This window comes from uncultured Muriicola sp. (genome assembly GCF_947258935.1).
Taxonomy (GTDB): domain Bacteria; phylum Bacteroidota; class Bacteroidia; order Flavobacteriales; family Flavobacteriaceae; genus Muriicola.
In genome coordinates this window covers 16,402-36,998 of the sequence record NZ_CAMYKH010000018.1, presented here as the reverse complement: position 1 = coordinate 36,998, position 20,597 = coordinate 16,402, and the positions used below count along the sequence as shown (strand labels likewise).

At 40.3% G+C, this 20,597-nt stretch carries 20 protein-coding genes; 13 read left to right on the top strand and 7 right to left on the bottom strand.

Annotated elements, in window-relative coordinates:
• Positions 1-92 precede the first annotated feature (92 nt).
• Positions 93-251: a 50S ribosomal protein L34 gene (gene rpmH, locus Q0X72_RS05120; RefSeq protein ID WP_297762571.1), complete on the bottom strand. Its 159-nt coding sequence runs from the start codon at positions 249-251 to the stop codon at positions 93-95.
• A gap of 155 nt (positions 252-406) precedes the next feature.
• Between rpmH and Q0X72_RS05115 the strand changes: the two genes are divergently transcribed.
• The gene (locus Q0X72_RS05115) at positions 407-1,294 is read left to right on the top strand and encodes a DUF6263 family protein (protein WP_297762570.1); all 888 of its coding nucleotides are present in this window, start codon (positions 407-409) and stop codon (positions 1,292-1,294) included.
• A gap of 6 nt (positions 1,295-1,300) precedes the next feature.
• Positions 1,301-1,816, top strand: a complete 516-nt coding sequence (locus Q0X72_RS05110; protein WP_297762569.1) for a DUF2892 domain-containing protein — start codon at positions 1,301-1,303, stop codon at positions 1,814-1,816.
• A 50-nt stretch (positions 1,817-1,866) separates the two neighbouring features.
• Here Q0X72_RS05110 and Q0X72_RS05105 read toward each other — a convergent pair whose 3' ends face one another.
• Both Q0X72_RS05105 and Q0X72_RS05100 read right to left on the bottom strand, forming a co-directional pair.
• A complete protein-coding gene (locus Q0X72_RS05105) occupies positions 1,867-2,826 on the bottom strand; it encodes a lytic transglycosylase domain-containing protein (protein WP_297762568.1) in 960 nt (319 codons plus the stop codon).
• Positions 2,827-2,871: 45 nt separating this feature from the next.
• Complete coding sequence (locus Q0X72_RS05100) at positions 2,872-3,534, bottom strand: alpha/beta hydrolase (RefSeq protein ID WP_297762567.1); 663 nt, start codon at positions 3,532-3,534, stop codon at positions 2,872-2,874.
• 176 nt (positions 3,535-3,710) lie between these two features.
• Here Q0X72_RS05100 and Q0X72_RS05095 point away from each other — a divergent pair, with 176 nt between their 5' ends.
• Positions 3,711-4,004 (top strand): GNAT family N-acetyltransferase, encoded by a 294-nt coding sequence (locus tag Q0X72_RS05095; RefSeq protein WP_297762566.1) that lies wholly within the window; start codon positions 3,711-3,713, stop codon positions 4,002-4,004.
• Between the two features lie 51 nt (positions 4,005-4,055).
• Here Q0X72_RS05095 and mtaB read toward each other — a convergent pair whose 3' ends face one another.
• The 3 genes from mtaB to Q0X72_RS05080 form a co-directional block, all read right to left on the bottom strand.
• Positions 4,056-5,384, bottom strand: a complete 1,329-nt coding sequence (mtaB, locus tag Q0X72_RS05090) for a tRNA (N(6)-L-threonylcarbamoyladenosine(37)-C(2))-methylthiotransferase MtaB (protein WP_297762565.1) — start codon at positions 5,382-5,384, stop codon at positions 4,056-4,058.
• An 89-nt stretch (positions 5,385-5,473) separates the two neighbouring features.
• Positions 5,474-6,649: a GlmU family protein gene (locus Q0X72_RS05085; RefSeq protein WP_297762564.1), complete on the bottom strand. Its 1,176-nt coding sequence runs from the start codon at positions 6,647-6,649 to the stop codon at positions 5,474-5,476.
• Positions 6,650-6,735: 86 nt separating this feature from the next.
• A complete protein-coding gene (locus Q0X72_RS05080) occupies positions 6,736-7,023 on the bottom strand; it encodes a type B 50S ribosomal protein L31 (protein ID WP_297762563.1) in 288 nt (95 codons plus the stop codon).
• A gap of 164 nt (positions 7,024-7,187) precedes the next feature.
• Here Q0X72_RS05080 and Q0X72_RS05075 point away from each other — a divergent pair, with 164 nt between their 5' ends.
• The 8 genes from Q0X72_RS05075 to Q0X72_RS05040 all read left to right on the top strand — a co-directional run bounded on the left by Q0X72_RS05075 (position 7,188) and on the right by Q0X72_RS05040 (position 14,377).
• Entirely contained in the window at positions 7,188-7,706 is a 519-nt protein-coding gene (locus Q0X72_RS05075) for a DUF4199 domain-containing protein (RefSeq protein ID WP_297762562.1), read from the top strand.
• A 42-nt stretch (positions 7,707-7,748) separates the two neighbouring features.
• Complete coding sequence (locus Q0X72_RS05070) at positions 7,749-8,723, top strand: glycosyltransferase family 2 protein (protein ID WP_297762561.1); 975 nt, start codon at positions 7,749-7,751, stop codon at positions 8,721-8,723.
• Positions 8,724-8,753: 30 nt separating this feature from the next.
• Entirely contained in the window at positions 8,754-10,463 is a 1,710-nt protein-coding gene (locus Q0X72_RS05065) for a phospho-sugar mutase (protein ID WP_297762560.1), read from the top strand.
• The gene (locus Q0X72_RS05060; protein ID WP_297762559.1) at positions 10,463-12,286 is read left to right on the top strand and encodes an ABC transporter ATP-binding protein; all 1,824 of its coding nucleotides are present in this window, start codon (positions 10,463-10,465) and stop codon (positions 12,284-12,286) included. The genes Q0X72_RS05065 and Q0X72_RS05060 overlap by 1 nt, the downstream gene beginning before the upstream one ends.
• A gap of 116 nt (positions 12,287-12,402) precedes the next feature.
• Complete coding sequence (locus tag Q0X72_RS05055; protein ID WP_297762558.1) at positions 12,403-12,945, top strand: RNA polymerase sigma factor; 543 nt, start codon at positions 12,403-12,405, stop codon at positions 12,943-12,945.
• Positions 12,946-12,978: 33 nt separating this feature from the next.
• Complete coding sequence (locus Q0X72_RS05050) at positions 12,979-13,503, top strand: hypothetical protein (protein WP_297762557.1); 525 nt, start codon at positions 12,979-12,981, stop codon at positions 13,501-13,503.
• The gene (locus Q0X72_RS05045; protein WP_297762556.1) at positions 13,487-13,921 is read left to right on the top strand and encodes a hypothetical protein; all 435 of its coding nucleotides are present in this window, start codon (positions 13,487-13,489) and stop codon (positions 13,919-13,921) included. The genes Q0X72_RS05050 and Q0X72_RS05045 overlap by 17 nt, the downstream gene beginning before the upstream one ends.
• Positions 13,922-14,029: 108 nt before the next feature.
• Entirely contained in the window at positions 14,030-14,377 is a 348-nt protein-coding gene (locus Q0X72_RS05040; RefSeq protein WP_297762555.1) for a DUF6515 family protein, read from the top strand.
• Positions 14,378-14,449: 72 nt separating this feature from the next.
• Here the strand turns inward: Q0X72_RS05040 and Q0X72_RS05035 are convergent, their stop codons facing one another.
• Entirely contained in the window at positions 14,450-15,478 is a 1,029-nt protein-coding gene (locus Q0X72_RS05035) for an oxidoreductase (RefSeq protein WP_297762554.1), read from the bottom strand.
• A gap of 70 nt (positions 15,479-15,548) precedes the next feature.
• Between Q0X72_RS05035 and Q0X72_RS05030 the strand changes: the two genes are divergently transcribed.
• A complete protein-coding gene (locus Q0X72_RS05030) occupies positions 15,549-16,760 on the top strand; it encodes an RsmB/NOP family class I SAM-dependent RNA methyltransferase (protein ID WP_297762553.1) in 1,212 nt (403 codons plus the stop codon).
• A gap of 134 nt (positions 16,761-16,894) precedes the next feature.
• On the top strand, positions 16,895-20,551 hold the full coding sequence (gene purL / locus Q0X72_RS05025) for a phosphoribosylformylglycinamidine synthase (protein WP_297762552.1): 3,657 nt from the start codon (positions 16,895-16,897) through the stop codon (positions 20,549-20,551).
• Positions 20,552-20,597 lie beyond the last annotated feature (46 nt).

The following is a 20,597-nucleotide window of genomic DNA, read 5'->3' as shown; positions in this document are numbered from 1 at the left end:
ACTTCCTTATTCTTAGCGTTTAGTAATTATTTGATAAAAAAAAAGGTGCTACTTTAAAAAAGTAACACCTTGATATTGTTGATTTTCAATCATTATTTTTTGTGTCTCGGCTCTGAGGAAACAGAAAGTTTTTTTCTTCCTTTAGCTCTCCTTCTGGCAAGAACTTTTCTTCCGTTTACTGAAGCCATACGCTCCCTAAATCCATGTTTGTTCCTGCGCTTGCGTTTGGACGGTTGATATGTTCTTTTCATGCTATTTTTATTTTGTAATACAGGTAGAAAGCACCTATTTATTTTGCCAAAATCTGGGCGCAAATATACGAAGAGTTTTTGCTTTGCCAAATGGATTCGGAAAAATATTTTGGATTGTTTTTAGTACTTTTGCTGCATTCCATTGAATAGGTCTGATGAAAATTAAAATTCTACTACTCTCCCTCTTTGTAACTTCAATGTGCCAAGGTATTCTGGCCCAGGAAAAGCTGCAATACAATCTGAAAAAAGGAGATGTATTTCTTGTAAAACAAGTAGCAAGACAAGCCATTGTGCAGGAAATTGAAGGTGCCTCTCATGAGATCCTGAATGATATTAGTGGCGTAATGGAATTTAAGGTGGTAGAAAAAAATTCTGATTCTTATGCAATTGACATCACCTTTGAAGATTTGATCATGACCATGACCTCCAGTATTCAGGGGGTTTTAATGGACATTCATGCCAAGGAAGTTGATTCAAATAACATACAATCACGCATTTTCAATAGTTTACTCAATGTGCCTATACATATTGTACTTGCGAACAACGGAGATATACTGGAAGTACAGGGAGGAGATAGTTTGGTCGTAAAGATGACAGAAGCTTCCGGACTTCAAGACGCCTTCTCCTTGAATATGATGAAAGCTTCTTTAAAAAAGGAATTTGGTTCCGAAGCATTGTCTAACAGTTATAAGCAAATGACCTACATATATCCTGATAAAGACATTACAGTAGGTGATACCTGGGAGAATACTTATAAAGGCAAACTTACTGCTCAGAATGTTTGGAAACTAGATTCTGTTACCTCCAAAAACGCCATCATAAGCGGTATCGCAACTATCCTAATGGAAATAAAAGAACCGGCTACGACCATGTTGTTAGATGGAAAACAGGATACGAGTATTACAACCGACCTCAATTCCGGATTTATCGTTAAAATGAAGGTTGAAGGGGTTTCCAAAGGGTATTCTACTATTGCACAATTGGGAGATCAAAAGATCCCAACCACTATATCCTCCACAGTAACGTACGAATTAATTCAATAAATATTTATGTTCAATAAAATTTTTAAACTGGTCATTACAGGTCTAATTGTAGCCTATGCTATCTATCAATTTGTAGAGGGCTATATAGGAAATGGCATCTTTTTGATCTTGCTTTCACTCATCTTTGTCTTCCTTTATTTTAGAAATGAACTCATTTTACTTGCTTTTCTAAGAATGCGTAAGCAAGATATGGCAGGAACAGAAAAATGGTTAGAACGGATCAAAAATCCGGAGGCGGCCCTTACCACCAAACAACAAGGATACTATAACTATTTGTATGGTATCATTTATTCTCAAAAGAACCTTACACAGGCTGAAAAATATTTTAAGAAAGCCCTAAAACTTGGTCTGAATATGGACTACGATGTGGCCATGGCCAAATTGAGTCTTGCAGGGATTGCCATGCAAAAGAGAAGAAAACGAGAAGCAACTACCTTGCTACGGGAAGCCAAAAAACTGGATAAGAACAATATGTTGACTGAGCAAATCAAAATGATGCAGCAACAAATGAAAAAGATCTGACGCAATACCATCAGATCTTTTTTTTATCTTCTATTTGAAATGTTATTTATTTATCGAGCTGTAGAATAATACCCTTTATTCGGTATTTCTATACTATACTTCTTTCCCGAGGCATTGTTTAAGTGAGGTTCTCGCAACCATGGGTTATGTCTCTTCAGGATCTTGTAGTTGATCTCATAGTTCATCGCGAACGAAGCAAAGTCTTCAACAGGGGTGTCTATAGACACCGTAAAAGTAGGAACGGTCTCATACAGATCTTTCTTTCCTAGTTCAAAACCATATTTTTCCGGATTTGAAAGAATTTCTTTGATCGCCATTATCCTGAATACATAGCGCCCGGTTTCATCCCCCAGTAACAGATCATAATAATCCGAAGCCTGTTGAATGCCCATATATTTGTTGATGGCTCCTGCTCCCGCGTTATATGAAGCGGCCGCGAGGGTCCAGTTGCCATATCGTTCTTTATTTTTTTTCAGATAGTCGCAAGCTACTTGGGTTGCCATAGCCAGGTGATAGCGCTCGTCAACATTCGAATTTACTTCCAAGCCATATTCCTTGCCTGTACCCTTCATGATCTGCCAGAAACCTGCTGCGCCTGCTGGTGAGACCACATTTTGGAGTCCACTCTCGGCTACTGCCAAATATTTAAAATCTTCTGGTATCCCATTCTTTGCCAATATAGGTTCTATGACCGGAAAATATTTATTTGCCCGCTTCATTAACAACACTGCATTAGATTGCCAATAAGTATTCACTAAAAACTCACGATCTATACGTTCCAAGATCTCAGGATCTTTCTGCGGGACAGGTTCTCCGGCAAAATTTAAATCCTCAGGAATATCTATAGCGGTGATCCTATACTCGTCTGCTACACTTTTATCGGTGTTCTGATCAGTGGATTCGCTAGTAGCCGGGACAGAAGAAAGATGTCCTTGCTGAACTGAAAAAATAAGAGTACTGGCAATAAAAAGTACTCCCAGAAACATTAACGTTGTTTTTAAAAATTTCATCGCGTTGAATTTGATAGTGAATCAAAGGTATACAATAGAACTCCCTTATTCCAAAATAATTGCAGGTAAACGTTCATTGAACCATTTATATCTGTGTATGATCATGGTATGGGTCCCATTTTTTACTGTGATACAGTTTTTTATATGGTGAATGGGAAACACAACATCCTTATCTCCATGAATATGAACGATCCGTGGATCGCACTGATCTTGCTTCCAATGAACGATCTGATCAATGGACCAGTCCAGGTAATAGATGTCCTTTACAAACAAATACTCCCTGTAAAGTTCCAACCGCTGCGTAACTGTCTCACCAAAGGCATACTTGGCAATGAGATCAAGGTTATTTACCAGACTGGTTGGCAGCAGCTTATGGAACCGGGTATATTTGGCAAAGACCAGTCTTTTGGGCATTTCGGATTGAAGTTTGACGCTGGAAATTATGACCACCTTTTTTACAGCAATATGCTTTGCCATTTCCTGAACTAACATCCCCCCAAAAGAAACCCCTATTAATACCGGATCTGCATGCTTTATATATGAGTTCATCTTCTTCGCATAGGCTTCTAGGCTCATTCCCTTTGAGGGAACGAACCATTCTAAAAGATGCGTCTCAAATCTATCATGTGGTAGTTCAATATGCTTAAAGATACTGCTTTTGGCAGCCATACCCGGCATAAGGTAAACATGTATCTTCTTTGTGGTCATATGGATTTAGCCTGTATTATATTTAGGAAAATAGCATTTTTTTTATTACTTTTGTAGACTGCCTCAAGGATTTTTAAGGGGTTTTTTAACTGTTCTAAATAGAACTGTTTAAGAAAAATGCAAATTACGAGACGCTCGTAATTTTTTTGTCTGAAACCAAAACTAAATCTATCTATATGAATGAAGTAGTAATTATTGATAATAGTTTCTTGCGACAGTTTGAAACTAAGGTTGACGGCCATTTGGCAAAGATTGAATATTCTTCTCAGGAACGTAAAGTATTCCTTACCAAATTGGTAATCCCAGAAGAAATTACAGCAGATGGTTTTAGAGAAGATTTTATTAAATCAGTACTGCATCACATACAAGAACAGAATTTGAGAGTTGTTCCTACCAGTCCTCAAATAGCTGGATTTTTAAGAAAAAATAGGCAGTACAAAGAGATGCTTCCCGTAGGGATCCGAATCTAATAGCTCTATTCTCTTTTGTAAAATATCTAACCTCTCATTCGAGAGGTTTTTTTATGCAATTATAGCAGCCGAGACTAAATTAAATCGGACCATCCCATCGTCATCTATATCAGTTAGTACAACTTCCTGTAGTGTATTAATTAAGGAAGGATCCCATGGCGATCTTACTTTTACGTAGTTCTCAGTAAACCCATGTATATACCCTTCCTTATTTTCACTTTCAAATAATACCGTGCGCTGAGTCCCCAGCTGACTTTCGTAAAACGCTCTCCTTTTTTTCACAGACAAACCACGGAGCATCTTACTCCTTTTTTGCCTGATATTCATAGGTATTGGATCTGGCAGACTAGCTGCTACGGTATTATCCCTTTCCGAATAGGTAAAGACATGAAGATAGGATATGTCTAATTCATTGAGTAAATGATAGGTTTCTAAAAAATGTTCCTCGGTTTCACCGGGAAAGCCAACAATAACATCTACTCCTATGCAGGCATGTGGCATTTTATTTTTTATGGTGGCCACCCGCTCCACATATAACTCACGTAGATAACGCCTCCGCATTGACTTTAACAGATCATTACTTCCACTTTGCAGGGGAATATGAAAATGTGGAACAAAACATTTAGACCGGGATACAAAATCTATGGTCTTATCCTTGAGCAGATTAGGCTCTATGGACGAGATACGTAAACGCTCAATTCCTTCTACCTTATCCAATGCCTGAACAAGGTCATAAAAAGTGTGCTCGTGTTTTTTATTGCCAAATTCACCTTTTCCGTAGTCTCCTATGTTTACTCCTGTGAGCACAATTTCCTTGATGTCTTGTGCTGCGATCTCCGCCGCATTTTGCAATACATTCTGAAGGGTATCACTACGCGATATACCTCTTGCTAATGGAATGGTGCAATAGGTGCATTTATAATCACATCCATCCTGAACTTTGAGGAAAGCTCTGGTTCTATCGCCAATAGAATAACTACCCACATAAAAATCTGCTTCTTCTATTTCACAGGAATGGATAGTGCCGTAGTCGTTCTTGCTAAGATCATTCAGATAATCCGTGATCTTGAATTTCTCTGTTGCTCCCAGGACAAGATCAACGCCATGTACGGCAGCCAATTCCTCTGGTTTTAGCTGCGCATAACATCCTACGGCGATCAGGAAAGCTTCAGGATTTAATTTTTGTGCTTTTTTTACAATGGTTTTAAACCTTTTATCTGCATTCTCGGTTACAGAACAGGTATTGATGACATAGATATCTGCCCATTCCGTAAAATCTACCTGATGAAAGCCTTCGCTTTTAAAACTACGGGCTATTGTAGAGGTTTCTGAGAAATTGAGTTTACATCCCAGGGTATAAAAGGCAACTTTCTTGTTCATTTTTTCTTCTTCCATTGTAAAGGGTGGCAAAGATAACACTTTGAGTGCTGTCTATAAAATGTACATCCCCTACCCTAAAGTCTGATTATCTAATACTTACGCCATTTCTTTGTGAGCTCAAAAACGTGTTCCATTATAGACGCTTCCTTTTCATCGAAGATTCTTCCACGCCTCGCCATCATAACTTCCGCGGCTTCAAATGCCTTAGCGGTCTGATACGTAGTAAATCCGCTTGCCCCTCCCCAACTAAAGCTGGGAACAAAGTTGCGTGGAAAGCCTGTGGCAAAAATGTTGCAATTTACACCTATCACAGTTCCGGTATTGAACATAGTGTTGATAGCCGTTTTACTGTGATCCCCCATCATTAGTCCGCAAAATTGGAGTCCGGTTTGTTCAAAACGCTCAGTAGTATAATTCCATAATCTCACCTTGGCATAATTATTCTTAAGGTTGGAATTGTTAGAATCGGCTCCAATATTACACCATTCTCCAAGTACTGAATTGCCAAGATATCCATCGTGCCCTTTGCTCGAATTACCAAAAATGACAGAATTGTTGATCTCTCCACAAACTTTTCCTTGTGGCCCTACAGTTGTTGGTCCATATATTTTAGCGCCCATTTTTACAACCGCACGTTCACAAAGTGCGAAACCACCACGGATCATATTTCCTTCCATGACCTCAGAATCCTTCCCCAGATAAATAGGGCCTTCTGAAGCATTCAGAATGCTGTGCTCTACCTTGGCGCCTTCCTCCAAGAATATATTTTGCGGAGAGATCAGCCTATTCGTCTTGGAAATAGGAGCACTTTTTCTTCCTTTTGTGATCAGATCAAAGTCTTGTTGTAAGGCTTCCCCGTTCTTTGAAAAGATATCCCAGGTATTTTGGACCCTGATTAAAGGTGCCTGGTAGTTTTTTTGTTTTAAAGTAGAAATGTCTGACTGGGAAATATCCTCAGCAGACCTATACGCCAGAACTAAATCATTATGTGTAAGAGCCGTTTCCGGCTCCAGCGATAGAATGGCTGAAACCAATTCTGGAGTTGGTAAAAAGGAGGCATCAATAAAAATATTATCTCCCTTAAGTGTCATTGGATATTTCACCCTGAGATACTCCTCTGTTTTAAACGAAGCTTTTACCTTTAAATAAGCCTCCCATTTTTCCCGTAGCGTAAGGATCCCGATCCTGATCTCCGCTACAGGCCTGGTAAATGTAAAGGGGAGTAAGGAGGTTCTAACCTCACTGTCTATGAGTATATAATTCATGCAACCTTATTTTCACCAAAAGTAAAAAAATAACGCCCCCGATGCGTATCGGAGGCGCTACAATATTTTGTACTACCAGGAAAATTTTACTTTTCTTTCTTTTCTTCAGCGGCAGGAGCTGCCTCTTTTTTGAATTTCTGGTATTTGTTCTTAAACTTATCGATCCTACCGGCAGTATCAACCAATTTGGCTTTACCGGTGTAAAATGGATGTGAAGTTCTGGAGATCTCTAATTTAATAAGGGGATATTGAACGCCTTCTACGTCCAAGGTCTCTTTGGTGTCTGCCGTAGATTTGGTAATGAAAATCTCATCATTAGACATATCTTTGAACGCTACCAATCTATAATTCTCTGGGTGTATACCTTTTCTCATTGTCTTAGGGGTATTCTTTTTTCAGGCTGCAAATGTAATTAATTTTTTTAGCATTCCACAAGAAGAACTTCAAAAAACCATCTTAAAAATTGTATCTTGGTTTTGTAACATTTTACATAAAATAAGCACTAACAATTCAATAAACTTAAAAACTGAACTAAAAAATGGAACAAAATCAACCAAAGATCGGAAAATTTTCACTCAATTATGGCTTAATCCTTGGGGCAATAAGTGTCGTATTCGGACTGATGCTTTATTCAATGGATGCTCATACTTCACAAGATACCAGTAATACGGTAATAAGTATAGTATTGGCTGTAGCAATTACAATTTGGGCGATATTTAATTTCAGAAAGGCTAATGGCGGATTATTATCGCTTGGGCAAGCTATTAAATTAGGTATTGGTATCGCACTTATCTCAGGAGTTATCTATATTGTTTATATGATCTTTCTATCCAGTGTTCTGGATACAGAATTCATCACAAAAATCGCCGAGACTAATAAGGCTAATGCGGAAGCCGCGGGAGTTATGAGTTCTGCTCAAATAGAGCAACAATACCAGGGAACGATCGACTACTTTTGGATTTCCTACCCATTCATTCTGATTTTTAATATTATTATGGGCTTGGTTATAGGATTAATTGGGGGCTTAATATTCAAAAAATCGGAACTCGCGGATTAAAAGGATTATTGTACTTTTGAAAGGAAGAAGCTACGATATTCTATGACCGTATCCATTGTCATTCCTTTATTGAACGAAGAAGAATCTTTACAAGAACTCCATGATTGGATTGTATCGGTGATGCAGTCCAATCATTTTTTATATGAGATCGTTTTTATTGATGACGGTAGTACTGATACTTCCTGGGAAGTTATTACCCAACTGGCTGGCAGCAATCCGAATGTCAAAGGGATTAGGTTCTTAAAGAATTTTGGCAAATCACAGGCACTTCATGCCGGATTTAAAAAGGCTATTGGCGATATCATTATTACCATGGATGCGGATCTTCAGGACAATCCGGAAGAGATACCAGGTCTCGTAAAAATGATACAAGACCAGGAGTATGAACTGGTCTCTGGTTGGAAGAAAAAGCGATACGATCATGCTATTACCAAAAATATTCCTTCCAAACTCTTTAACTGGGCTGCTCGTAAAACATCGGGAGTAAAATTACACGATTTCAATTGTGGCCTGAAAGCATTCAGGAAAGAGGTAATAAAAACAATTGAGGTTTCGGGCGAGATGCATCGCTATATCCCTGTTCTTGTGAAAAATGCAGGTTTTTCAAAAATTGGGGAGAAGGTGGTACAACATCAGGCGCGGAAATACGGAAAAACAAAATTTGGGGCAGACCGCTTTATCAAGGGTTTTCTGGACCTCATCACCATATGGTTTGTTTCTAAGTTTGGTAAAAGGCCCATGCACCTCTTCGGAGCACTTGGGGTACTTATGTTTATCATAGGATCCGGGTTTGCACTCTATCTGGGTATTGATAAATTGTTCATCCACCCTACCGGGAGACTTCTAAGTCAACGTCCACAATTCTACGTGGCCCTTACCTCCATGATCATAGGGACACAGTTCTTTTTGGCCGGATTTATAGGGGAGATCATGGTACGATCTAGAAAGAGTGAGCCTCGTTATACAATTTCGAAGGAAATAAATCTGACGCCCCGCGTTAAGGAATATTCTTCGTAATTTTATCTTTAAATACGCAACTCTTACCTCATGAATGACATTCTTACTACAGCCCAAAGTTGGTTGACCGATTTTTTTGACCCTGCCGTAAAAAAAGAAATTCAACATCTTATCGATACAGATCCCGAAGAACTAAAGGACCGGTTCTACAAGAACATGGAATTTGGTACCGGGGGTATGCGAGGTGTCATGGGTGTGGGCACCAACAGGATCAATAAATATACCCTGGGCAAAAGCACACAAGGTCTGAGCAATTATCTCAAAAAATCATATCCGGACACTCCTTTAAAAGTCGTTATCGCCTATGATTGTCGTCATAATAGTGATACACTAGCAAGAATAGTGGCCGAGGTATTTTCGGCAAATAATATACACGTATATCTTTTCTCCGAACTGCGAACTACTCCCGAACTTTCCTTCGCAGTTCGTTATTTAAAATGCCATGCAGGGATAGTGCTTACCGCATCTCATAATCCCCCGGAATACAATGGATATAAGGTCTATTGGACAGATGGAGGTCAAATAGTTCCGCCGCAAGACGGGCAGATCATTGCAGAGATCAATGGCCTTTCCTTTGAAGAAATTCGGTTTGAGGCCAAAGAAGAGTTTATACAACTAATAGATAAGGAAGTAGACGAAGCTTTTTTCGAAGCCTCAGTTAAAAATGGAAATTTTAATGCCCCTGGAAAAGCAGATTTTTCAATTGTTTTCACTTCCTTACACGGTACCTCAATTACGGCTATCCCGGAAGTTCTAAAAAGGGCCGGATACACCAAAGTGTCTATTATAGAGGAACAAGCCAAGCCAGACGGAGATTTTCCAACGGTAGTATCACCCAATCCCGAAGAGCCCGAAGCACTTACCCTTGCCATGAAAAAAGCAGAAGAAATAGGCGCAGATATGGTTGTTGGCACGGATCCTGATAGTGACCGACTGGGCATTGCAGTGCGTAATCTTGAAGGAAAGATGGAATTGTTGAATGGCAATCAGACCATGGTACTTATGACCAAGTTTTTGCTAGATCAGCGGAAAAAATCCGGATTTAAAGGTCATGAATTTATAGCATCCACCATTGTTTCCACTCCTATGATGCAGTCTTTGGCAGATGCTTATGGGGTTGAGTGCAAGACTTCCTTAACCGGCTTTAAATGGATCGCAAAAATGATCGTAGATCATCCAAAACAGTATTTTGTTGGAGGTGGCGAGGAAAGTTTTGGATTTATGGTGGGCGATTTTGTTCGCGATAAAGACGCGGTAACCTCTACCCTACTGGCCTGTGAAATAGGTGCTCAGGCAAAAGCTGCCGGCAGTTCATTCTATGAGGAGCTGATCAAATGTTATGAAGCCTACGGATTCTATAAGGAAAAATTGATCTCCTTAACCAAAAAAGGAATTTCAGGGGCCGAAGAGATCACCCAAATGATGAAGGATTACAAGGCCAATCCGGTAAAATCGCTCGATGGGTCTCCTGTAATTACAGTAGACGATTACAATACGGCAACCTCAACCAATCTGGTCTCCGGTGAGATCACCCCAATAGCGCTTCCAACATCTAACGTACTAATTTATACGACCTCAGATGGCACAAGGATGGCAGCAAGACCTAGTGGCACGGAACCTAAGATAAAATTTTATTTCAGCGTAAACGCAGCTATGGACAAGGTGTCTGATTATAAGACGGTAAACCAGGCATTAGAAGATAAGTTGACTCGTATCCTGAAACAACTGAATTTGGATTAATGAACTATTTCAAAAAGATCCTTCGCTTTGCGGTTCCTTACAAGAAATACGCATTTCTCAACATCTTTTTTAATATCCTCTATGCCCTTTTCAGTGCGTTGTCTTTTGCAGCGCTTATCCCAATGCTCGATGTACTTTTTAAGCAAACCAAAAAGGTTTATGAAAAACCTGTGTATGAAGGTATTGGGTCGCTAAAAGATTACTTTCAGGAGTATATCAGCTACCGACTTACCTCCTATTCGGACTCCAATGAGATGCAGGCCCTGGTGCTGGTGATCGCCCTGGTGCTGATACTATTCTTTCTCAAGAATATTTTCAATTACCTCGCCATGTATTTTATTACGTTCCTGAGAAACGGGGTTTTAAAGGACATCAGGAATCGTATGTATCAAAAGATCGTGGATTTGCCCATTTCATTTTATTCTGAAAAGAAAAAAGGCGATGTTATAGCCAGGATCACCTCAGATGTATTGGAAATACAGCATTCCTTTCTTTCTATTCTGGAATTGATCGTTCGGGAACCCCTTACAATTATGTTTACAATCGCTGTGATGTTCTTTATCAGCGTTAAGCTTACGCTCTTTGTATTTATTTTTATTCCCCTGGCAGGAATGATCATCTCAAGGATAGGCAAATCGCTCAAAAAGAAATCGGACAGAGTACAGAAGGAACAGGGAGAATTCTTATCTATTGTAGAAGAAACCCTTGGGGGTCTTAGAGTCATAAAAGCCTTTAATTCCGAGTCTCGTTTTTATAAGACTTTTAGTGCTTCTACAGAACGCTTCTTTCATTTTTCCAACAAACTGCTCAACCGTCAGAACCTGGCCTCTCCTACAGGTGAATTTCTCGGTATTGTTGTAATTGGTGTACTACTATGGTTTGGAGGAAAGATGGTGCTTATAGATAAAACACTAGACGCCTCGTCCTTTATAGCCTATATGGGATTAGCCTACAATATTTTAACGCCGGCCAAGGCCATTAGTAAGGCTTCATATGGGGTCAAAAAAGGGAATGCAGCTGCGGAGCGGGTGTTGGAGATCCTGGAAACTGAGAACCCTATCAAAGAAGTTGAGCATCCCACAAATTTAGAACAGTTTAAAACGGCCATCTCCCTTGAAGACATCTCATTTAAATATGAGAATGATTGGGTGTTGGAAGGGTTTTCCCTGGAGGTGCCCAAAGGTAAAACAGTAGCTTTGGTAGGCCAGTCTGGCAGCGGAAAAAGCACCATTACAAATCTTGTGACCCGTTTTTACGATGTGGATAAAGGTGCTATTAAAATAGACGGAATACCAATCAAACAATTATCAAAAAGGTCCTTACGCCATCTCATGGGTCTTGTAACACAAGATTCTATCCTTTTCAATGACACGGTGCGGAATAATATAGCACTTGGCAAAGAGAACGCGACAGAGGAAGAGATCATGGAAGCAGCCAAAATAGCCAATGCCCACGAATTTATAGACCAACTTCCAAAAGGATACAACACTAATATCGGCGATAGCGGAAACAAATTAAGTGGGGGTCAAAAACAACGACTTTCCATTGCAAGGGCAGTCTTAAAGAATCCTCCTATTATGATCCTGGATGAAGCTACCTCTGCGCTTGATACTGAAAGTGAACGTTTGGTTCAGGATGCTCTGGAAAAGTTAATGAAGAACCGAACATCTCTGGTCATTGCTCACAGATTATCAACGATACAGAATGCAGATACTATTATAGTACTCGAAAAAGGCAGGATCATTGAACAAGGAACTCATGAGATACTACTAAAAAAGAAAGGCGTATACCATAAATTAGTGGCTATGCAATCGTTCTCTTAACTATAGCTTACTTCGTTGGATCGGTTGAATCGATAAAATGGCTATTTTAGAAGGTATAGAACAGCTCATTAAACCTTTATACTAAATAAGGGTCTTACAAGAATAACGAACTGAATTTGATTGCTGAAGAAACCTTAGTTAAAGAGCTAAAGCAAAAAGATACCCAGGCCAAGGCTTTTGAGGTGCTTATTACAAGCTATAAAGAGCGCTTGTACTGGCATATTAGGCGAATTGTGCTTGATCATGATGATGCGGACGATGTTTTGCAAAATACTTTTATAAAGGTATTCAGGAATATAGATAAGTTTAAAGGTGATAGTAAATTGTACTCATGGATGTATAGAATAGGAACCAATGAGGCCTTAACATTCTTAAAAACTAAATCCAGAAAACTGGGCGTAAGCAGCGATGAGCTTATTGAGCGTAAAGCAAATACACTTGAGGCAGATGTTTATTTTGAAGGAGATGAAATACAGTTACAATTACAGCAGGCAATAGCTCGTTTGCCCGAAAAGCAGAAATTGGTCTTTAACATGAAATATTTTGAGGAATTGAAATATGAGGAGATCTCAGAAATACTGGGAACATCGGTAGGGGCATTAAAAGCGTCCTACCATTTAGCAGTCAAGAAAATAGAAGGCTTCCTTGAGATTCATTAAACCATCGCTTGGAAGAAGTGTCATACCTAAACAATGAAAAAGATACCTAAAAAGAACAGTTTTAAAACCCCTCCAGGATATTTTGAAGGGCTCACAGAACGCATTCAGCAACGGATGCAGGAAGAAGAAGCCCAACAGTTTCCAAAAGAGGAAGGGTTTGCCGTTCCAGATACCTATTTTGACAATCTTGAGAAAGAGATACTTGCGAGTACTACACAGAATGAGACTCCTGTCATTCAGTTGAGATCCTATAAGAAATACTTGTACGCAGCTGCTGCTATTGCTGCCATTTTTGTGCTGGTTATAGCGCTACCATGGAACAGATCACAACCCATCACTTTTGATGATCTTGCCGAGGTGGATATTACCTCGTATTTTGAATCTCGGGAATTGGAATTAAGCAGTTATGAAATTGCAGAAGTGATCCCGGTAGCAAACCTGGAAATTGATGAATTTATGGAAACAGGTATGGATGACGAACAGATCATGGACTACCTGGAAGATACAATAGATGATTTAGATGAATTAAATATCGACTTAGATGAAGCATATCAGTAAAATACTAATCATTGCCTTTATTTCTGCAAGCAGCTTCCTTAGTGCGCAGACGGGCATGGACAAGATAAAATCACTAAAGATCGCCTTTATTACAGAAAGGCTGAGCCTTACAAGTGAGGAAGCCGCCGTCTTTTGGCCGGTATATAACGAACATGAAGCTGCGATTGAGGAAATACGCAGACGAGAACGTACGGAGATCAGGAACAGATTACAGAACTTCCAAAACATCTCCAATCAACAGATCCAATCTTTAATGGACGAGTTCCTGGCCCTGCAGGAAGAAAGGAATAACCGCAACATGGCTTTTTTAAAGAAGATGACCAATTTGATCTCAGCGCGGAAAACCTTTTTATTGATCAAAGCAGAGGACGACTTTAAAAAGAGGTTGTTACAGCAGATACAAAAAAGGCGACAATAATCAGTATTCGACAAAAAGCAGAAAAAAGGAGGCGTAAAGCCTCCTTTTGCATTAAACCAAGCCTTAAATAGACGGTCTTAGTACTATAACCTATTAAAATTAATTGTTATGAAAAGTCTTAAAGTAGTTTTAGTGATCATTGCCTTTTTTGGAATGCTTAGTGCTGGAAATGCACAACGAATTGTGAAGGTATATCCAAAACATGGTACCGTTGTTACCACTATCAATAAACCACGTTTACTATTCCACAAAGGAATTAATTATCACTTTGCCTCCGGAATATGGTACAAAGCCCGCGGTAGAAAATATGTTGTTTGTGCTGCGCCAAGAGGGATTGTTTTAAGAACCTTACCAAGAGGACATAGAGTGGTCTATATTAAAGGAAGAAAATATTTTGCCTACAAAGGGATTCACTATCGAAAAATAGGCAGAACATACAAAGTTGTTTATGTATAATTAGATTTGGGTTGACTTTATAAAAGGAGTCGTATGTTAGTCGGAAAAAGGGTAGACAATGTCTGCCCTTTTTTATTTAAAACTAAGTAACCCAATACGGTGTTTACCGGCAGCATATGCTATAGAATCGTTCACAAATCTAAGGGTGTAAAAAGGCTCATCGGATAGGTTCACCCAACTGTCGCCAAAATCCTGAGAATAGGTAATGCCTGTAAAACCAACTGCCACCATTTCCTTACCTCCCCCATTGGGTACAAACTGCACACAACTCTTGTAGCCGGGGATGTTTCCATCCGCTATTAATTCCCAGGTTCTACCGCCATTTTTGGTAAGCGCCTTATTCCCGGTCATCGAATCTGGTTGTGTATAATCTCCTCCTAAGGCCACACCAAGTTGATCATTGTAAAAATCGAGCGTATATATCCCTTGAGTTGGTGCCCTATTCTTTATGGGTGTAGTAAATACCTGCCAACTTTGTCCTTTGTCTGGGGAGTAGAATATTCTACTTTCTGTGGTACCTACCCAGGTATGATCACCACTAATTGCAATATTGGTGTTACTTGCTGCAAATGCCCCTTCTCCAGTTATAGCTTGCGGCAATTCTGAACATGGCGTCTTCTGCCAGGAATTTCCACCATCTCTGGTGATCAGAATAGACAAACACCCATTCATCTCATCACCAATGGCCAATCCTTCCATATCGTTCCAGAAAGACATGGCATCATAAAAGACCCCTTCGTCATCTTCTTGATATACCAATTCCATCAGGCCCTGATTTCCAGTTTTAAATAAGAGGGCAGGCCTTCCGGCTGAAAGCATAAAAAAATCGGTTTGAGTATGCGCAATAGACCTGAACTCGGGAAAAATGGTATCAAACCTTTGTTGCTTTGCTCGTATCTGTTGGCTTTTAAGATCAATAGCACCAAAAACTCCCCCATTCCCGGCAAAACCAACACTCCCTTCCATAACCTCTAACGCCCGTATGCTTACAGAATCATTAAAAAGGATCCTTACATCAACACTGCTATAATTATGGGATGGTTGCTGATCTGTGCATCCCCAGACAACTAACAAAATAAAAAAGATAAGGAAAGAGCGCATAGTATTTAATTTACTCAAAAATAAAGGGTTTCCTCCTCAAAAGGGTACCTTTGCGGTCTAAATTTTTCGAATGCGCTTACATAGGAATTTAGTGTTCGGGGTTGTAGATGGACTCCATATGATCTTCAATGAAGGAATCTACGCCTCCAAAGCCGTAGAACAGATCCTGAAAAGAGATAAACGATGGGGCTCTAGAGACCGCGGTTTTATTGCAGAAACCATCTATGACATTGTGCGATGGAAACGGCTGTATGCAGAAATTGCTGAAGTTAAAGAACCTTTTGACAGAACCAACTTCTTTAGACTCTTTGCTGTTTGGGCCGTGCTTCGTGGAATTTCACTTCCGGATTGGAAACAATTGGAAGATACACCCACCAGAAGGATCAAAGGACGATTCGATGAGCTTTCGAAAATTAGAAAATACCGGGAATCCATTCCTGACTGGCTAGATGAAACGGGCGTTAAAGCACTTGGGGAAACTTTGTGGACCAAGGAACTGCATGCTTTGAACGAATTAGCTCCGGTGGTCCTGAGGACCAATACACTAAAAACATCAACACCATTTTTAAGAAAAAGACTGCTAGAGGAAGGTATCGATGCTGACCTTATAAAAGGCTATCCACATGCCCTTAAATTAAAGGAAAGAGCCAATGTTTTTATAACTGAGGCATTCAAGGAAGGTCTTTTTGAAGTACAGGACGCTTCTTCGCAATTAGTATCGCCTTTACTAGATGTTTCTCCCGGATTACGGGTTGTGGATGCATGTGCAGGCGCAGGCGGTAAATCACTTCACCTGGCTGCCCTGATGGAAAATAAAGGACAACTCATTGCGCTCGATATCTACGCGAACAAACTACATGAATTAAAGCGCAGGGCAAAAAGAAATGGGGCTCATAATTTGGAAACCCGACTTATAGACAGTACCAAAGTGATCAAAAAACTGCACAAAAAAGCAGATAGGGTACTTATAGATGCACCTTGTACAGGTCTTGGCGTGCTAAGACGTAATCCCGATACCAAATGGAAGTTGAGTGCTACTTCCCTGGAAAAGATCCTTCAAACTCAAAAAGAGCTGTTGAGAGATTACAGCAAGATGGTCAATGATGGTGGTAAAATGGTATATGCAACCTGTTCTATCTTGCCTCAGGAAAATTCCAAACAGGTAGAAACATTCCTGCAATCTGAGGAAGGAAAGAGTTTTTCTTTAGTGAAGGAACAACATATCTATGCCCATAGCTCCGGGTATGACGGATTTTACATGGCATTGTTGCAAAGATCATAAGCTCACTAAGAATCTACTGGCCAAAAAAAAAGTAATGAACAATCACCCTTGAAAACTGTTCATTGTTCGCCATTAAAAAAACACAGAATTAGTGTAAATTTGTGGCTTCTTAAAACCCTCAACAAACCTCGCACATGATCTATTTCTTCGGGGATCCCTCATTAAAAATATTTGCAGTACAAACGCATGCCACGCTCAATGATCTTGATAAAGAAAAATTGACTTGGTTATTTGGTGATATACCCTGCCTGTCATCAGCGTCTATAGACGCTTTTTTTGTAGGTCCCAGAGCCGCCATGATCACCCCTTGGAGTACAAATGCCACAGAAATGACCCAGAACATGGGGATTTCTGATATCGATAGAATAGAGGAATTTAAAGCGGTACCGGAAGATTTCAAAGCTTTTGATCCTATGCTATCACAAAAATATAATGGTCTTACCCAGCATATTTTTACCATAGACGTAAAACCAGAATCCATTCTATCTATTAAGGATATTGCCGCTTATAACAAGAAAGAAGGCTTGGCATTAAATGAAGAAGAAATTGAGTATTTGGAAACTTTGTCCAAAAAATTAGGCCGATCACTTACAGATTCTGAAGTTTTTGGATTTAGTCAGGTGAACTCAGAACATTGCAGACATAAGATCTTTAACGGTGTTTTTGTTATAGACGGGAAGGCAAAACCATCTTCTCTTTTCAAACTGATCAGAAAAACATCAGAAAAACACCCCAATACAATTGTTTCAGCCTATAAGGACAATGTAGCATTTGTAAAAGGTCCACGGGTTATGCAGTTTGCTCCTGCCTCCCCGGATAAACCGGATTTCTACAAAGAAACTTCTTTTGATTCTGTCCTTTCACTAAAAGCTGAAACACATAATTTTCCTACCACTGTAGAACCGTTCAATGGTGCTGCCACCGGCTCCGGAGGTGAGATTAGGGACAGACTGGCCGGAGGAAAAGGTTCTTTACCCCTGGCAGGGACCGCGGTTTATATGACAGCTTACTCCAGAATGGAAGAAGGTAGATCCTGGGAAGGTGGGGTTGAGGAAAGACAGTGGTTATATCAAACTCCTATGGATATTTTAATTAAGGCATCTAACGGGGCTTCCGATTTTGGAAACAAATTTGGCCAACCCTTAATTGCCGGTTCAGTACTAACCTTTGAGCATAAGGAACATGATAGGGTACTGGGATATGACAAAGTAATTATGATGGCCGGAGGAATTGGGTATGGAAAAGCTTCACAAGCCTTGAAAGATACCCCTATAAAAGGTGATAAGATCGTATTACTTGGGGGAGACAACTATCGTATTGGAATGGGCGGAGCAGCCGTATCTAGTGCAGATACGGGTGAGTTTAGCGCAGCCATTGAACTCAATGCGGTACAACGATCTAACCCTGAAATGCAAAAAAGAGCAGCCAATGCCATACGTGGGTTGGTAGAAAATGATACAAACCCCGTGGTATCTATCCATGATCATGGAGCAGGCGGACACCTCAACTGCCTGTCTGAACTGGTAGAAGAAACAGGGGGTGCTATAGATATGGATAAACTACCTATTGGAGACCCTACCCTATCTGCGAAAGAAATCATTGGGAACGAATCTCAGGAACGCATGGGTCTGGTTATTAGCGCCAAGGACAGTAGTTTTCTGGCAAGGATCGCTGCAAGGGAAAGAGCCCCCATGTACGAAGTTGGTATTGCAACAGGAGATCATCGTTTTTCCTTTACTTCTTCCAAAAGGAATGAAAAACCTATGGATCTGGAACTGGCAGATATGTTTGGAAGCTCTCCAAAGACCATAATGACAGACGTCTCAGTTCAAAGAGACTACCAAAATCCAGCGTATAGCCTGGATAAGTTTAAAGAGTATCTGGAAAGTGTCTTACAATTAGAGGCTGTAGGATGCAAGGATTGGCTTACCAATAAAGTAGACCGCTGTGTTGGTGGCAGGGTGGCAAAACAGCAATGCGCAGGTCCCTTGCAACTTCCACTCAATAATGTTGGGGTAATGGCGATGGATTTTAAAGGAAAAGAGGGGATTGCAACTTCCCTCGGGCATTCTCCAATCTCTGGACTAATTGATCCCAAGGCCGGTAGCCTTAATAGCATTGCTGAGGCATTGACCAATTTAGTTTGGGCTCCTTTAGAAGATGGACTTACTTCCGTTTCCTTATCAGCCAACTGGATGTGGCCATGTAGGAATCCGGGGGAAGATGCCAGACTTTATGATGCGGTTACGGCTGTCTCAGACTTTGCAATTGCATTGGGCATCAATGTACCAACCGGGAAGGATTCTCTTTCAATGAAACAAAAATATCAGGACCAGGAAGTACTGTCTCCGGGTACTGTAATTATATCTGCTGCTGGTCATTGCAGTGATATAACCAAAGTAGTTGAGCCTGTATTTAAGGCAAATGGAGGTTCGGTGTATTACATCAACATGTCTGAGGACCAATATGCTATTGGAGGATCTTCCTTTGCTCAGGTCCTCAACAAGGTGGGGCAAACAGCCCCTTCAATCGCAGATGCCACTTATTTTAAAAATGCCTTTAATACGCTTCAACAACTAATAAAAGATAATCAAATCGTAGCAGGGCACGACGTAGCTTCGGGCGGACTCATCACCACCTTGCTCGAAATGTGCTTTGCTGATAATAATCTGGGAGCGAGTATTGATCTTTCTACTCTTGGGGAGTCTGATACCATAAAGTTACTTTTTGCCGAAAATGCGGGGATCGTTCTTCAGGCCAAGGACAGTTCTATTGAAAAGGTATTTAAAAACGCACATATAAATTTCCACAAGATAGGATCGGTCAATTCTGATCCCCAACTGCTTCTTACCAATGGAAAAGATGAATTAAAGATCGATGTGTACGCTCAGCGCGATATTTGGTACAATACCTCCTATTTGTTAGATAGCAAACAAACAGCACAAGATCTGGCGAAACTACGGTATCAAAATTACAAGCATCAGCCCCTGGTGTATCATTTTCCAAAGCACTTTACCGGACAGTTGCCCAAATCGGAAAACAAGAGGCCAAAGGCGGCCATTTTGAGGGAAAAAGGGAGTAATTCTGAGCGTGAAATGGCCAACGCCATGTTTCTTGCCGGATTTGATGTAAAAGATGTACATATGACAGATCTTATTTCCGGAAGGGAGACCCTGGAAGAAATCAGTTTTATTGGTGCCGTGGGCGGGTTTTCCAACTCAGATGTGTTAGGCAGTGCCAAAGGCTGGGCAGGCGCCTTTAAATACAATGACAAAGCCCGAAATTCCCTTAAAAAATTCTTTGCCAGACCAGATACCTTGTCTGTTGGTATATGTAATGGTTGCCAATTATTTATGGAACTAGACCTTATAAATCCTGAACATGAGGTACATGGAAAAATGACCTATAACGACTCCCGCAAACACGAAAGCAATTTTACCTCGGTACGTGTGGAAAAAAATAATTCGGTAATGTTATCGACCCTGGAAGGGACTACTTTGGGGGTATGGATATCTCATGGCGAAGGTAAGTTCTCTTTGCCTTACCCCGCAGATAGATATGGAATTGTAGCGACCTATGGGTACGATCAATATCCTGCGAACCCTAATGGCAGCGATTATAATGTTGCCATGATCTGCGATAAAACAGGCAGGCACCTGGTGACCATGCCACATATTGAGCGAAGCATATTTCCATGGAATTGGGCACATTATCCTTCCAGAAAGGACCAAGTTTCCCCTTGGCTGGAAGCATTTGTCAATGCCAGAAAATGGTTGAAATCAATGTCATAATTGGCCTCTTTAGGTGCATTATCAAAGGTTTATTTTGAAATTCACA

Bases quoted from the DNA above. Each gene is read 5' to 3' on its own strand.
- Q0X72_RS05110 (WP_297762569.1), top strand. From the start codon at position 1,301: ATGTTCAATAAAATTTTTAAACTGGTCATTACAGGTCTAATTGTAGCC.
- Q0X72_RS05115 (WP_297762570.1), top strand. From the start codon at position 407: ATGAAAATTAAAATTCTACTACTCTCCCTCTTTGTAACTTCAATGTGC.
- Q0X72_RS05030 (WP_297762553.1), top strand. From the start codon at position 15,549: ATGCGCTTACATAGGAATTTAGTGTTCGGGGTTGTAGATGGACTCCAT.
- Q0X72_RS05060 (WP_297762559.1), top strand. From the start codon at position 10,463: ATGAACTATTTCAAAAAGATCCTTCGCTTTGCGGTTCCTTACAAGAAA.
- rpmH (WP_297762571.1), bottom strand. From the start codon at position 251: ATGAAAAGAACATATCAACCGTCCAAACGCAAGCGCAGGAACAAACAT.
- Q0X72_RS05035 (WP_297762554.1), bottom strand. From the start codon at position 15,478: ATGCGCTCTTTCCTTATCTTTTTTATTTTGTTAGTTGTCTGGGGATGC.
- purL (WP_297762552.1), top strand. From the start codon at position 16,895: ATGATCTATTTCTTCGGGGATCCCTCATTAAAAATATTTGCAGTACAA.
- Q0X72_RS05045 (WP_297762556.1), top strand. From the start codon at position 13,487: ATGAAGCATATCAGTAAAATACTAATCATTGCCTTTATTTCTGCAAGC.
- Q0X72_RS05040 (WP_297762555.1), top strand. From the start codon at position 14,030: ATGAAAAGTCTTAAAGTAGTTTTAGTGATCATTGCCTTTTTTGGAATG.
- Q0X72_RS05070 (WP_297762561.1), top strand. From the start codon at position 7,749: ATGACCGTATCCATTGTCATTCCTTTATTGAACGAAGAAGAATCTTTA.
- Q0X72_RS05065 (WP_297762560.1), top strand. From the start codon at position 8,754: ATGAATGACATTCTTACTACAGCCCAAAGTTGGTTGACCGATTTTTTT.
- Q0X72_RS05085 (WP_297762564.1), bottom strand. From the start codon at position 6,649: ATGAATTATATACTCATAGACAGTGAGGTTAGAACCTCCTTACTCCCC.
- Q0X72_RS05105 (WP_297762568.1), bottom strand. From the start codon at position 2,826: ATGAAATTTTTAAAAACAACGTTAATGTTTCTGGGAGTACTTTTTATT.
- mtaB (WP_297762565.1), bottom strand. From the start codon at position 5,384: ATGAACAAGAAAGTTGCCTTTTATACCCTGGGATGTAAACTCAATTTC.
- Q0X72_RS05080 (WP_297762563.1), bottom strand. From the start codon at position 7,023: ATGAGAAAAGGTATACACCCAGAGAATTATAGATTGGTAGCGTTCAAA.
- Q0X72_RS05095 (WP_297762566.1), top strand. From the start codon at position 3,711: ATGAATGAAGTAGTAATTATTGATAATAGTTTCTTGCGACAGTTTGAA.
- Q0X72_RS05075 (WP_297762562.1), top strand. From the start codon at position 7,188: ATGGAACAAAATCAACCAAAGATCGGAAAATTTTCACTCAATTATGGC.
- Q0X72_RS05100 (WP_297762567.1), bottom strand. From the start codon at position 3,534: ATGACCACAAAGAAGATACATGTTTACCTTATGCCGGGTATGGCTGCC.
- Q0X72_RS05050 (WP_297762557.1), top strand. From the start codon at position 12,979: ATGAAAAAGATACCTAAAAAGAACAGTTTTAAAACCCCTCCAGGATAT.